Origin of the sequence: Pseudomonas fitomaticsae, from assembly GCF_021018765.1 — a bacterium.
In the GTDB taxonomy this organism is placed as follows: Bacteria; Pseudomonadota; Gammaproteobacteria; order Pseudomonadales; family Pseudomonadaceae; genus Aquipseudomonas; species Aquipseudomonas fitomaticsae.
In genome coordinates this window covers 341160-355508 of the sequence record NZ_CP075567.1, presented here as the reverse complement: position 1 = coordinate 355508, position 14349 = coordinate 341160, and the positions used below count along the sequence as shown (strand labels likewise).

Here is a 14349-nt window from a genome sequence, read left to right as displayed (position 1 = left end):
AGCGCGTGCTCCTAGTTAGTCGTCTCGACCGGAAATCCTTCGGCCTGCATTTTCTTCAACACATCCTGCCAGCGTGACAGGCGTTTGGTGTCACCGACCTTCTTGTTGCCCTTCGCTCCCGGCAGGTACAAACCTTCAGCATTGAAAGAGTAGACCGGCAGCAAATCGGTTCGCTCGGCGGCCGGCTTGATCGGATCGATCAGGCTGTCGAGCACCAGCGGCATGGCGTCAGGGCTGGAATAGTAAGTCAGGACCATGTGCGCGCGGTTCTGGCGCAGGGCCTTGACGTAGGTGATGCGCAACTTGTCACTGGCCACACCGAGGTGGCGCAGGCTGAAATACTTGGCGATCGCGTAGTCTTCGCAGTCGCCGGCGCCTTTCCACAAGGCTTCGATGGGGGTTTCCCAATAATCGACCTCGTGCCACAGATCGATGTCTTCGACGTAGCGCATCTGTTTGTTGAAAAACAGGTTCACCACTTTGAGCTTTTCCATCTCGCTGACCTGCTTCTGCGTGGCCAGCAGGTTCTGCCAGGCATCGATCCGCTGTTGCCCGGCGCCCAACGGCCCGTACAGTGCCGTGGCCTTGCGGCTGATCGCGGAAAAATCCCAATCGGCATGCAGGCCGCCCAGCATGATGCCGGCCAGCAGCAGCGCGCAGGCAAGCCAGCGCGCAATCCGTGGGATTGCGAAACGTACCGCCAATGCAAGGCATCCAGGGCAGAGAGGAAAGCGCTTGATGGTGAAGGTTAGCCCAGCAAAAAACAATGGCACCCTGAGATCATCGCTGGCGCGCTAAACTTCAGATGTGACAGGGTTCTTCTACACGGTTTGACAACCTGTAGAGCAATCACTAGTGTCCTTTGGATCCAAATATCGCAGTCATAGGGTGTGCAGTTGTGACCCAGAAGCCCAAGCCACTCCACAGCATCAAAGTCGACGGCCCCATCCCCGCCCACCTGGCGCGCTCGGTCATCGAAGAAACCCTGCGCGCCGCGATTCTCGACGGGCGCCTGCCCTGCGGCACGGCCGTGCGCCAGCAGGATCTGGCCGACCTGTTCGGTGTCAGTCGCATGCCGGTGCGCGAAGCCTTGCGTCAACTCGAAGCCCAGGGCCTGCTCAGCGTGATTGCCCACAAGGGCGCGGTGGTCGCGCCACTGATCCAGGGCGATGCAACGGAAACCTACGAGCTGCGCATCCTGCTGGAGTCCGAAGCACTGCGCCAGTCGATCCCGCTGCTGACCCCGGCCGATCACGAACGCGCAGCCGGCTACATCGAAGAGCTGGAAATCGAACACGACTACACCGAAATCGGTCGACTCAACCGTCTGTTTCACATGGCGCTCTACAGCAAGGCGCCCAATGGCCGGCTGTTGCGGCTGGTGGAAGACGGCTTGAACGAAGAAGAACGCTTCCTGCGCTTCAACCTCGAGGCCATGGGCCTGGGCAAACTCTCCCAGGACGACCACCGTGCGCTGTTGCAGGCCGTGAAAGAGCGTGACACCCCGCACGCCGTGACATTGCTGGAGCAGCACCTCAATCGCGGTGTCGAGGTGATCACCCGTTACCTCGCCAGCTCCGCCGGCCAGAGCCGCAAAGCGGCGCGCTGAATCCTCTCTCCCGGGTGAGCCTCCACTCACCCGGCGAATAACCCGCTTACAAATCCCCCCACCGGTCACGGTCATTTGCTGTGGCACATCGACACCTGCGCTCTAACCTCCCCTGCTTTGAACAGCCCGGAATTTGCACCGCAAGGAAGTCATTTTCGACGATAGCCGCGGCGCCGATTTACGCGCACCCTTGAATCGCCAACCCAATATAGAACGGGGACGCGCCGCCCCGGCAGCAGTCCCCGCACCAGGAACCTACGGAAGGAGCCTTGTCACGGGAACAGGAAGAAACGGCGCCGCTACAGCCCGACTTCATCCCCTCATATTCATTCGATTACTCAATTGGAAAGTTGCTTCGAGTGAGGCATTCACTCTTGTCGTTCAATTTTGGCCATTAAACGCCGAAAGGAGCAACTACGCCCAAATAAAACTTAACTTATAAGTTTTATCAGGCTCACTCACATTTAAAAAACAGCCAACTAAAAATAATTAAAAATAAACTTGTTAAGTTGTTTTCCGATGTATTAGTTTTTCTTCGCCGAGTTTGGATCCGAAATGACAAACCCGGCACAACCTTGCAGTACGGCCTCGATTGCGACGGCTTGACCGTCCGCTGTAGTTTTGAGCCCTTCAGACATTGCCTGCTTTCATCGAAACCGAATGAGGCTGTCGTTCGCCTGGAGAAACTTGTTCAGCGTTATTAGCGATTGATTGAGCAGTCCCTATTCCCTATTAGCCAGAGTCTCGCAAACATGCCAACCAAAGAGCAACTTACACTAAAGAAAGCCGAACTCAGCGTTCATCCGATCTTCTCCGAAATCGATTCTTTGGCGACATTGCGCCGGTTCATGGAGTCCCATGTATTTGCTGTCTGGGACTTCATGTCGCTGACCAAGCGCCTGCAGCAGGAACTGACTTGCACTCGTCTGCCGTGGTTGCCGCCGCGCGATCCTCACGCGGCGCGACTGATCAACGAAATCGTGCTCGGGGAAGAATCGGACGACCGGCTGTCACACGGGCATTACAGTCACTTCGAACTGTACCTCGATGCGATGCGCGAAGTCGGTGCGGACACGACAGCGGTGGAGCGCTTCGTGACGCTGCAACAGGAAGGCGTGAGTTACGACGTCGCCCTGCAAAGCGTCGAGGTCGATCCGGCCGCTGCGCGGTTCGTCCGTGACACCTTGCACACCGCGCTGCATGCTCCGGGGCACAGCGTTGCCGCCGCATTCCTGCATGGTCGCGAGAGCGTGATCCCGACCATGTTCCAGCGCATGCTCGATGCCTGGGGCATCGGCGTCGAACAGGCGCCGACCTTCCGTTACTACCTGGAGCGGCACATCGAGGTCGACTCCGAAGACCACGGCCCCGCCGCAGAACAACTGCTGGACCGGCTGGTGGACGGCGATCCGCAACGCGAAGCCGAGGTCTACGCCAGCGCCATCGCCGCCGTGGAAAGCCGCATCGCCCTGTGGGACGGCCTGCGCCTGAGCATGCGCGAACCGCTGGCGGAGGTGGCCCAATGAATGCCGCCGACTATCAGTCTTTCGCCGATGCCTGGGAAAGCCGCGCGACCATCCGCACCCGCCCGCGCCGCGTGCTGGAGGACGACGCGCGGCTGATCTATCCGCTCAGCCGCCAGCCGTTGGTGCTCAGCGAAACCTTTCTGCGCGAATGCCCGGAACAGCGTGATTTCGCCCTGGTGCAGACGCTGTACAAATTCATCAACGACGTGGTGATTTTCGAAACCGAGATCGTCGACAAAACCGCGCGCAGCATCGCCAAGAACCGCTTCGCCGTGCCCTTCCCGTTCGCCTGTCGCTACGACGCCATGACCGTGGTCGTGGACGAGGATTACCACGCGCTGGTGGCGATGGATTTCATGCAACAGACCGTGGCCATGACCGGCATCGAGCCCATCGAGTTGCCGAATGAAATCGAACTGAGCCGGGCGATTCCGGCCGCCGTCGAGCTGGCCCCGCAACACCTGCGCAGTGCCGTGGAACTGATCTGCGTGGCCATCGCCGAGAACACCGTGACCGGCGATGTCGCGGCGTTCGCGCGGGACGACACGGTCAAGCCGTCGATCAAGGGTCTGATGGCCGACCACTTGCTCGACGAGGGCCGGCACTCGAGTTTCTGGGCGCGGATGGTGCGCATCTACTGGCACACCGCGAGTGACGCGGACCGTGAATGCATCGCGCAGATCCTGCCGGTGTTCATCGGCCATTACCTGACCAACGACATCCAGAAGTCCTTCGACCTGCGCCTGATCGACGCCCTGCCGGTCAACGATGCCACCCGCCGCGCACTGAAAGACGAGATGGCCGGGCTGGCCTTCCCGATCAATCGCCACCACCCGCTGGTGGGCAACATCGTGCGGTTTTTCCACAACAGCTCGCTGCTCGACACACCGTGCGTGCAGCACGCCCTGCGCGACTACCTGGTTTGACAAGGAGGCTGACATGAGACGTCTCGACATTTTGCTGAGGGGCCGCAGCCAGGCCTTGACCGACCTGGCGCAGGAGCTCGAACAACACGGTCATTCATTGCTGACGCAAGCGGCTCCGTCGGTGGATCTGGTGATCGATGACGGCAGTCTTGCGCCGCAGGATCACGGCGTGACACCGCACCTGAATTTACGTCTGGGCATCGGTGCAACGGGCGTCGGCGGTTTGCCGGTGCTTGATCTGCTGTGCCTGTGCAACTCGACGCTGCTGAGCCGCGTGCCCATCGCCGACGAACCGTCCGGCAACGGTCAGGCCCTGCGCCAGCGAACACTGGCGCAGGTGGTGGACGAAGTGGCTCTGCTGGTCAGCCGTTTCTCCCGCGATGCCGAGTATTTTCAGCACGCAGAGACGGCCCGTGCACCGGACTTCGAGCAGGTGGAAAACCTGCTGTTCCTCGACAGCCTGGCCTACGTCCATCGCCTCAATGCCACGACACATCCGGCATTGCTGCAACAAGCGCAGATCCCGGTGATCGAGCGGCTGCAACGGAGCCTGATCGAGCACGCTGAACGCCCTGCGCTGCACCTCGCCGAGCAGTCGATCAGCTATCGCCAGTTGCATGATCACAGCCGTGCAATTCAGCAACGCTTGCTGGCAATGCTGGAGGCACAACCGCAACCGTGGGTAGTGGGGATTTGCCTGCCGAAATGCGATGCGCTGTTTGCTTCGATTCTGGCGATTCTCGGCAGCGGCGCGGTGTATCTGCCGCTGGAACCGAGCCATCCGCTTCAGCGCCAGCAGTACATTCTGGAAAATGCCGGGGCGGTGTTGTTGCTGCACGACGGCGAACATCCGCTGAGCGGTTCGATGCCGGGACTGGATGTCAGTCACATCGACAGCTCTGAAGTCGATCTGTCGCTACCTTTGATGCGTCGCCGGCCCGAGCTCGACTCACCGTGCATGGCGCTCTACACCTCGGGCACCACCGGCCATCCGAAGGGTGTGCTGCTCAGTCAGGCGAACCTCGCGCACTTCACCGCGTGGTACGCCGATTACGTGCAGTTGCACGCCGAGAGCCGGGTGTTGCAGTTCTCGTCGCTGAGTTTTGACTCGTCGCTGATCGACATCTTCCCGACCCTGCTCGAAGGCGCAGAACTGGTGGTGCCCGACGACAACCAGCGGCGTGATCCGCTGCAACTGGTGGCGCTGATTCGCCGTCGGCAACTGACCCACGCGTTCCTGCCGCCGGCGCTGTTGAGCATCCTGCCACTGGAGCAATTGCAAAGTGTCGGGCAGATCATGACGGGTGGCGACGTCTGCGAGCCGTTCGTGATCGAACAGCTGACGCGCCAGGGCAAGCTGCACAACCTCTATGGCCCCACCGAAGCCACGGTGCTGATTACTGCGCGACAGCTGCAACCGGGCGACAGCAATCGCACCCTCGGCGGACCGATTGCCAACAGTCAGGTGCTGATTCTCGATGACGATCTGCAACCGGTGCCGGAGCAAACCGTGGGCGAGCTGTTCATCGTCGGCCCCGGCGTGTGCCTGGGTTACCTGAACAATCCACAGCAGACATCGGAGCGCTATCTGGATCTGGAATTGCCGGACGGTCAGCGGTTGCGCGCCTACCGCAGCGGTGACATGGCCAAGTGGGGCGAAGACGGTATCGAACTGTGCGGACGCCGCGACAATCAGGTGAAGATCCGCGGCTTTCGGGTCGAGCCAGAAGAGATCGAGCGGTGCCTGCGCGAGAGCCAGCTGTATCGGCAAATCGCGGTGGTGATCGACAGTCAGCGGCGGATTCTGGCGTTCCTTGCCCAGCCGCAATCGGATGCCGCGCGCGATGCGCTGAAGGCACATGCCCAGCAGTTTTTACCCGACTACATGCAACCGGTGGGGTGGACGGAATTGCCGAACATGCCGTTCGCCGCCAACGGTAAAGTCGACCGCAAGGCCTTGCTGGAACTGCCGGTGAGCGTGCAGGACAGCGGCCCCAAATGCCTGCCGGCCAACGCCGACGAAGCGCTGCTGCTGGAGATCTGGGGCGAGTTGCTGGAGTTGCCGACCAGCGACATTTCCACCGACGAAAGCTTCTTCAATCTCGGCGGTCACTCGATTCTGCTGTCACGCATGCTCCTGCGTCTGCGGGAGGAATTCGGCCGCAGCATCTCGATCAACCGCTTCATCGAACTGCCGACCATCACCAAGCTCGCCACACTGGTGCGCGGCACCGATGACAGCGCGGTGCTCAGCGCCCAGGCGATGGCCGACGCCGAACGACCGCTGGATATTCAGCCGTTGCCGATCAGCCGCACAGGTGATGTGCACAAGGTGATCGTCACCGGCGCCAACAGTTTTGTCGGTGTGCACATCGTCGAGGCGCTGCTGGGATGGGGCGCCAGCGAAGTGGCGTGTCTGGTGCGTGACGGCGGCGGGCAGACGGCGGCGCAGCGCTTTGCCCAATCGCTGCGAGAGAACCGGCTGGAGCATCTGGACCTGAGTCGGGTGCGGGTCTATTCGGCGGACATCGCACGACCTCAACTCGGTCTGGCCAATGAGGATTTCGAGCGACTGGATCGTGAGTTCGGCGCGCTGGTGCACAACGCCGCCAACGTCAATCACGTGCTCGACTACGAGTCGCTGGCGGCGGACAACGTCGAGCCGATTTTCGAACTGCTGCGGCTGTGCGAAGGGCGCAGCAAGAAGGTGTTCAATTTCGTCTCGACGCTATCGGCCTCCAGCACCGTCGACGACGCAGGCCGGGTGCTGGAACTGCCCGCCGCGCCGACACCGCCGATCTACATCCGCAACGGCTACAACCTGTCGAAATGGGTCGGCGAGCGCATCCTCGAACGGGCACGGGAGCGTGGGGTACGGGTCAATCTGTATCGGCCCGGCAACATCAGTTTCAACAGCCTCAGCGGCGTCTGCCAGCCGCACAAGAACCGTTTGATGCTGATGCTCAAGGGCTCGATCCAGCTCGGGCAGGTGCCGGCCTTCGCGCTGAATTTCGACCTGATGCCGGTGGATTTTTTAGCCCGTTTCATCGCCTTCCACGCCAGCCGTTACTCGGCCGAACGGGCGGTGTTCAACCTGCACAACCCGGAGCCTCTGAGCTGGGATGCCTACGTCGCGTCGTTCCGCGAAACCGGCAGCGAGTTTTCGCTGGTCAGCGTCGCCGACTGGCAGCAGCAACTGGGCCGGGTCGATGCCGACAACGCGCTGTTCGGCGTGCTCGGTTTCTACCTCAACGGCTTCGAGGAAGACATCGGCGACATCTCCCTGATCGGCCACGCCAACGCCGAGGCCGGCGTGCAGCAGATGGGCGCGCACTACCCGGAAAAATCCCCGGCGCTGCTGCGTCGCGGCTGCGACTACCTGAAAGAAATCAACTTCATCTGACTCATCAACCAAGGAGCAACACCATGAGCAATCTTCAACCCGACACCCTGATCAAAAACCCTCACGGCTGCCACGTCGTGTCTTCGGTGGAAGTGCCGGTGGACGCCAGACAGGCGTGGGCGGTGGTCGGCAAATTCGACGGCTTCGATCGGTTCATTCCGGCCCTGTCGCACATCGAAATGACCGGTGAAGGCGTGTCGTCGCTGCGCAAGAAGTTCTTCAAGGATGGCAACGTCGTGGTCGAGCAACTCAACTCCCGGGACGACCAGGCGCTGAGCATGACCTGGACCACGATCTACAACACCCTGGGCGTGGCCAATCTGTGGGCGGCGATGAATGTGGAATCGCTGGGCGCGGGCAAGTCGCGGGCGACCTGGACGATCATCGCCGAACCCGCTTCCGGCGGCCTCGAGGCACTGCCGGGGTTCAAGGATTTCGTGCAGGGGTTTGCCGATGATGCGATGGGCAATGTGCTGAAACTGTTTGTGTAAGGCATGAAAAAGCCCGCTGCGGATCACTCCGCAGCGGGCTGTTTTTTGACCGCAAGCGATCAGATCTTGAAGCTGTCGACCAGTTGTTTCAAACGGTTGGCCTGCTGCGACAACGCATCGCAATCCTTCAACGTTTCATTGAGGTTGGCCACGCTCTGCTGGTTCAGCAGGTTGATCTGGTTGACGTCGACGTTGAGGGTTTCCACCACGGCGGTCTGCTCTTCGGTAGCGGCGGCCACCGACTGGTTCATGCCGTCGATTTCGCCGATGCGCTGGGTCACGCTGACCAGACGCAGACCGGCCTGGTTCGCCACTTCAACGCTCTCTTCGCTGGACGCCTGACTGGCGTTCATGGTGGTCACCGCTTCGCGGGAACCGACCTGCAGCGAGGTGATCATCTTGTGGATTTCTTCCGCCGATTCCTGGGTACGGTGAGCAAGGTTACGCACCTCGTCCGCCACCACCGCAAAACCGCGTCCGGCTTCACCGGCACGGGCCGCTTCGATGGCCGCGTTGAGCGCCAGCAGGTTGGTCTGCTGAGAGATGCCTTTGATCACATCGAGAATGTGGCCGATGTTGTCGGTGCTCGCATTCAGGGTTTCGATCTGGGTGCACGACAGGCTGATCTTCTGCGACAGCTCGGTCATGGCCTGAATGGTCTGCTCGACCACCTGACGACCGTCATCGGCCTGCTCGCTTGCGCCACTGGCGTGTTGCGAAGCATCGGCGGCGTTGCGGGCGATTTCCTGGGTGGCGGCACCCAACTGATTGATCGCGGCAGCGACGCTGTTGGTACGCGCGCTTTGCTCGTCGGAGCCGATGATCGAGGCGTTGGACGATGCCATCACCCGTTGCGACAGATCGTGTACATGACGGGTCGCGGAAGACACTTCGGAAATCGAGGCGTGAATCCGCTCCACGAACTGGTTGAACGAACTGCCCAGCTCGCCGAACTCGTCTTTGCTTTCCACTACCAGACGGCGAGTCAGGTCACCTTCACCCTGAGCGATGTCCTGCATCGCGCGGCCCATGGTGATCAGCGGACGCATCAGCACGGTGATCAACAGGCTCAGGAAGACTGCAATCGCGCCGACAGCAACGAACATTGCGATCAGTGCCGAGGTACGGAACTGGCTGAGTGCGGCATAGGCCTTGTCGCGATCGATCGACAGACCGATGTACCACTCGGCATTCGGCAGACCTGCGACCGGTGTGAACGACAGGATGCGTTCCTGGCCGTTGAGCACCACGTTCTGGTTACCCTTCTCGATGCGCACACCGGCGTTCGGGTAGATGTCCTTGAGGTTCTTCATCACCTGATCTTTATCCGGGCTGACGATCACCTGACCGTCACCGCTGACCAGGAACGCGTGGCCCAGGCCACCGAAGTCCACCGAGTTGATGATCTTCACCAGGGTTTCCAGGCTCAGGTCACCGCCCACTACACCAAGCAGCTCGCCGTTCTTTTTCACCGGCATGGCGATGGTCACCACCAGACCGCCGACGGCGGCCATGTATGGCGGGGTCAACATGGTCTGGTCAGCGGCAACGGCCTGTTTGTACCAGGGACGCTGACGCGGATCGTAGCCGTCCGGCATCTTCGCGTCAGGGCGCTGGGTGAACACACCGTTGGCCTGACCGACGTAGGTGAATTGGAAGTTCGAGGTGAAGGCCGGTTGATCGACGAGGCCCGGGAAGTCGGCGTTCTTGCCTTGATGGGCGACGTTCTGTGCGAGATTTTCCAGTACCAGAATCCGCCCGCTCATCCAGTTCTGCACACTGCTGGCGGTCAGGTCGCCGGCCTGCTGGACGGAGGACTGGAGGTTCTGGCGAATGGTGTTTCGCTGCAGATAGTCGTTGTACAAAGTGAACAGCGCGAACGCCAGGACCACGACGCCCGAGGCGGCCAACAGGATTTTATGGCTGAACTTGAGATTCATTTCATGGGACTTCTTATGCCAAAAGTGGGGATGCGTTCCGGATGCAACATTCCATGTACAGCGCAGGCAGCGTTCTAATGGCTGCTCTACTTTGGTGCACGCATGTCTCACCAGTCTGTCGGCACGCTTCGGAGAAAACTTAGGGCTTTGCAGGAAATGGACGGCATTTCTGCCAGATTCCCGCCGAACGGCGTGCCAGAGCGTTCGCCTGTCATTTTTTGATGACTGTTTTGCAGCGTCGGTTGCAAATTCTGTAACCCTTGATGACAATGCGACTAATTATCATTTGTGACGTTCGGGCTGTCGCGTTCATGTCCTCACCTGAGTTTTCAGTACAGGCGCTTTACAGTAGTCATCACGGCTGGCTCAACGCCTGGTTGCGCACGCGGCTGGGCAATGCCGCCGATGCGGCGGATCTGGCTCAGGACACCTTCGTGCGCCTGTTGCAACGCACCGAGCGTCTGGAACTCAAGGCACCTCGCGCATTCTTGCGCACGGTTGCCCGGGGTTTGGTGATTGATCATTGGCGCCGTGAAGAAATTGAACGCGCCTATCTGGAAACCATCGCCCATTTGCCTGATGCCGAAACCCCGAGTGCCGAATCCCGCGCACTGGTGATCGAACTGCTCGAGGGCATTGCCCGTATGCTTGAAGGCTTGAAGCCAAAAGTGCGTCAGGCGTTTCTGCTCGCGCAGTGCGAAGGCTTGACCCACAAGCAGATCGCCGAGCAGATGGGCCTTTCCCTGCGCTCGGTAGAACGCTACGTCGCCGACGCCCTGTTTCACTGCTACGTGCTGCGGTACGAAAGCTGATGCCGGTGGATAACCTCTCGCTTGGCCGACGCGCCGAGCCACCGCAACAGGTGGTCCGACAGGCTATTCACTGGCTCCTGCGCCTGCGCAACAACCATGGCAATCCGCGCCTGAATCGCCAGTGCGAACAATGGCGCGCCGAACACCATGATCACGAACTGGCCTGGCAGCGGGTGCAGTCTCTGCAAGCCGAACTGACCCACAATCTGCGCGCCGTGCCCGGCGCGCAGGTGGCGTTCAACACGCTGGAAAACAGTGCGCAGGGGTTGGGTCGACGTCAGGCACTAAAGCTGTTGTCCGGCGCTCTGTTGATGGGCTCGGCGGGATGGCTTGCCAAAGAAACCTCCGCTTGGCAACAGTGGAGCGCCGACTACGCCACCGCCACCGGCGAACGCCGTAGCTTCCAGTTGCCGGACGGCACGCGGATCGAACTCAACACCGCCAGCAGCGTGGATCTCGACTACACCGCACAGCAACGGCTGATCAGGCTGACACGTGGCGAAATCATCGTCACCTGTGGCGGTGCCGATGAAGGTGCGCCGTTTGATCGACCGTTGCGGGTGCAGAGTCGTCATGGCAGTTACGAGCCGTTCAAGGCTCGATTCATTCTGCGCCAGGAAGATGGATGCACGCGCCTGAGCGTCACCAGTGGTCGAGTCGCGATTCACTCCGCCGGCAACTCGACAGAGGCCATCGCCGGCCAGAGCTTTCTGATCGATCACCATCAAGTTCGCCCGGCACCGCCGTTGGACATGGACGCCGGTGCCTGGGTCGACGGGCTGATCGTGACCCGCAACATGCGGCTGGGGGACTTCCTCAGCGAAGTCGGCCGGTATCGTCAGGGTTTTCTGAACTGTGCGTCGGACATTGCGGATTTGCGCCTGTCTGGCGTGTTCCGTCTTGAGGACACCGACAAGCTGCTGGCGATTCTGCCGCAGACCCTGCCGGTTCAAGTGCGCTACCGCACTCGTTGGTGGGTGACACTGGAGCCAGTGGTCTGAAATTATTTTGGCGGGTTTTCGCGGCAAGTCCGGCTTAGTCAGTAAGCACTTCAACTCAGCCTTCGCGACTGCCTACGGAAACCTACAATGACTGCGCGCGTTACCTGTAAGAACCCTCTGAATTTCTCCGCCGAATCTGGCCTGTTGCGTCACGCTGTTCGGGCGGCGCTGTTTTCTACCGCACTGGGCGTTGGCGTGTTGCCGAGCCTGAGCATGGCGGCCAATGCCAGCGAGGTCAGCATCCACCGCTACAACATCGCCGCCGGGCCATTGGGCGAGGCGCTGAACGAGTTCGCACGCCAAGCCGGCATCACCTTGTCGATGACCCCACAGCAGACTCAAGGCCGGCAGTCACCGGGTGTACAGGGCGAGTACTCGACCGATCAGGCCCTGAGTCATCTGCTCGGTGGTTCGGGTCTGGAGGCGATCAGTCAGGACGGCAGCAGTTATGTGTTGCGCTCGGTCGCAGAAACCGAAGCGCTGTCTCTGCCGACCACCGACATCAAAGGCTTCGCCCTCGGCAACGCGCTGGGCAGCATGGACGGCTACAACGCGACGCACAGTCAGATCGCCACCAAGACCAGTACCGCGCTGCTGGAAACTTCACAAAGCGTGTCCGTGGTCACCCGTGAGCAAATGGACGATCAAGGCTCGCAAACCGTGTCCCAGGCCATGCGTTACACTCCCGGCGTGCTGACCAACCCTTACGGCGCCACGCACCGTTACGACTACGTGGCAATGCGTGGCTTCAACGATGGCTCGGTGGACAACATCTACCTCGACGGCCTCAAGTCGATGGGCGACAGCGGTACCTACAGCACCATGCAGGTCGATCCATATTTCCTCGAGCGCGTCGATATTCTGAAAGGGCCTTCGTCGGTGCTCTACGGCCGTAGCTCGCCGGGCGGTCTGGTGGCGCTGACCAGCAAGAAACCGTTGTACGAGGCCTATCACCAGGTACAGGCCACCGTCGGCACTCAGGGCCAGCGCGGTGTCGGTTTTGACTTCAGCGGACCGGTCGATGACGACAAGCGTATCGCCTATCGTCTGATCGGATTGACGGATCAGTCCGACACGCAATTCGACCACAATAAGGAAAAGCGCTTCGCCCTCGCACCGACCGTCAGCATCGATTTCAGCGAAGACACCTCGCTGACGCTGCAAGCGTATCTGCAACATGACCCTGATGGCGGCTACCACGGTGGCGTGCCGGCCGACGGCACGATTCATCAGCGCAACGGCAATCGCATCTCGCCGCATTTCTTCGAAGGCGAGCCGGGTATCGACGGTTACTCCCGTGATCAGCAGTCGTTCGGTTACCAGTTCGAACACCGTTTCAACGATGTCTTCACCGCGCGGCAGAACTTCCGCTATCTCGACTCCAAAGTGAACATGGATCAGGTGTACGCCTATGGCTGGACGTCGCCGACCAGCAACGAACTGAATCGCTACTACACCGGCGGTGACGAGCGTCTGCACGCGTTCATCGTCGACAACATGCTCCAGGCCGAATTTTTCACCGGCGCGACCAAGCACACGGTGCTGATGGGAGCGGATTATCAGCGACGTAAAACCGTGGTCGACTGGTCCAGTGGCGGCTTGGCGCCGATCAACGCTTTCAACCCGGTGTATGGCAATTCCGCTATCACGCCATACGGCGAGACCAGCTACCTGCGGCGCCTGGAGCAGACCGGCGTTTACCTGCAAGACCTGATCGAAATGGACAAGTGGCGCTTCTCGCTGGGACTGCGCCAGGACTGGGTGGAAACCTCCGACGAAAACCGCATCGCCGAAGCGGGCCGCCCGGTCGGCACTGAGATCAACGACCGACGCACCAAGCTCACCGGCCGTGCCGGCGCGCTGTATCTGTTCGATAACGGGCTCGCGCCGTACCTCAGCTATTCCGAGTCGTTCAACCCGAACTCCTACGCGGACAGCGCCGGCAATCCTCTCGCACCGACCGATGGCACGCAGTGGGAAGTGGGCCTGAAGTATCAGCCGCCGGGTACCGACAACCTGTTCACCGCCTCCCTGTTCCGCATCCATCAGGAGAACCTGGCGACCAAACTGCCGCAGGAAAACTTCTATCGCGCTGTAGGCGCTGTCCGCTCTCAGGGTCTGGAACTGGAAGCGCACATGCAATTGACCGATAACTTGAAAGTCCTCGGCAGCTACACCTTCACCGACATTGAATATTCGAAGTCGATGATCAGCACCTTGAGCACACCAGCCAATGTGATCGAGAACAAAGGCAACTCGCCAACTCAGGCGCCACGGCACATGGCATCGCTGTGGGCGGATTACAAGTTCGACAGCGCGGCACTCGACGGGCTGCGACTGGGCGGTGGTGTGCGTTATGTCGGCTATAGCTGGGCGGATGCAGAGAACACCATGAAGGTGCCGTCCTACACATTATTCGACGCATCCATCGGTTACGACCTCGGCAAGGTCGGTTTGAAGGGTGTCGACGTACGCCTGAATGCGAACAATCTGACCAACGAATCCTACGTGGCCTCCTGCGCCAGTCTGGACTTCTGCTACATGGGCGAAGAGCGCAACGTCGCCGCGACGGTCAGTTACCAGTTCTAAGCCTTTGTCTTGTGCATAAAAAAGCCAGCCCCTGATTTCAGGGGCTGGCTTT

Annotated in this window: 10 protein-coding genes; 8 read left to right on the top strand and 2 right to left on the bottom strand. The window is 60.5% G+C overall.

Features of this window, described 5'->3' with window-relative positions; all coding sequences use genetic code 11:
• Positions 1 to 11 precede the first annotated feature (11 nt).
• Positions 12 to 704 carry a cysteine protease LapG gene (gene lapG / locus KJY40_RS01650; RefSeq protein ID WP_007960234.1) on the bottom strand — a complete coding sequence of 231 codons (693 nt, stop codon included), beginning with the start codon at positions 702 to 704 and terminating at the stop codon, positions 12 to 14.
• A gap of 194 nt (positions 705 to 898) precedes the next feature.
• Here lapG and KJY40_RS01645 point away from each other — a divergent pair, with 194 nt between their 5' ends.
• The 5 genes from KJY40_RS01645 to KJY40_RS01625 all read left to right on the top strand — a co-directional run bounded on the left by KJY40_RS01645 (position 899) and on the right by KJY40_RS01625 (position 7955).
• Complete coding sequence (locus KJY40_RS01645; protein ID WP_230734589.1) at positions 899 to 1609, top strand: GntR family transcriptional regulator; 711 nt, start codon at positions 899 to 901, stop codon at positions 1607 to 1609.
• Between the two features lie 752 nt (positions 1610 to 2361).
• A complete protein-coding gene (locus KJY40_RS01640; RefSeq protein ID WP_085684382.1) occupies positions 2362 to 3135 on the top strand; it encodes a DUF3050 domain-containing protein in 774 nt (257 codons plus the stop codon).
• Positions 3132 to 4061 carry a diiron oxygenase gene (locus tag KJY40_RS01635; protein ID WP_230734587.1) on the top strand — a complete coding sequence of 310 codons (930 nt, stop codon included), beginning with the start codon at positions 3132 to 3134 and terminating at the stop codon, positions 4059 to 4061. Before KJY40_RS01640 ends, KJY40_RS01635 begins: the two co-directional genes overlap by 4 nt.
• A 13-nt stretch (positions 4062 to 4074) precedes the next feature.
• Positions 4075 to 7464: an amino acid adenylation domain-containing protein gene (locus tag KJY40_RS01630; protein WP_230734584.1), complete on the top strand. Its 3390-nt coding sequence runs from the start codon at positions 4075 to 4077 to the stop codon at positions 7462 to 7464.
• 23 nt (positions 7465 to 7487) lie between these two features.
• A complete protein-coding gene (locus KJY40_RS01625; protein WP_230734582.1) occupies positions 7488 to 7955 on the top strand; it encodes an SRPBCC family protein in 468 nt (155 codons plus the stop codon).
• A gap of 59 nt (positions 7956 to 8014) precedes the next feature.
• On the opposite strand, the gene KJY40_RS01620 is transcribed toward KJY40_RS01625, so the two are convergent.
• Entirely contained in the window at positions 8015 to 9895 is a 1881-nt protein-coding gene (locus KJY40_RS01620; RefSeq protein WP_230734580.1) for a methyl-accepting chemotaxis protein, read from the bottom strand.
• 311 nt (positions 9896 to 10206) lie between these two features.
• Here KJY40_RS01620 and KJY40_RS01615 point away from each other — a divergent pair, with 311 nt between their 5' ends.
• The 3 genes from KJY40_RS01615 (at position 10207) to KJY40_RS01605 (ending at position 14297) form a co-directional block, all read left to right on the top strand.
• On the top strand, positions 10207 to 10707 hold the full coding sequence (locus tag KJY40_RS01615; RefSeq protein WP_230734578.1) for a sigma-70 family RNA polymerase sigma factor: 501 nt from the start codon (positions 10207 to 10209) through the stop codon (positions 10705 to 10707).
• Positions 10707 to 11708 (top strand): FecR domain-containing protein, encoded by a 1002-nt coding sequence (locus tag KJY40_RS01610; protein ID WP_230734576.1) that lies wholly within the window; start codon positions 10707 to 10709, stop codon positions 11706 to 11708. Before KJY40_RS01615 ends, KJY40_RS01610 begins: the two co-directional genes overlap by 1 nt.
• A gap of 87 nt (positions 11709 to 11795) precedes the next feature.
• Positions 11796 to 14297 carry a TonB-dependent siderophore receptor gene (locus tag KJY40_RS01605; protein WP_230734574.1) on the top strand — a complete coding sequence of 834 codons (2502 nt, stop codon included), beginning with the start codon at positions 11796 to 11798 and terminating at the stop codon, positions 14295 to 14297.
• The last annotated feature ends 52 nt before the right edge of the window (positions 14298 to 14349 follow it).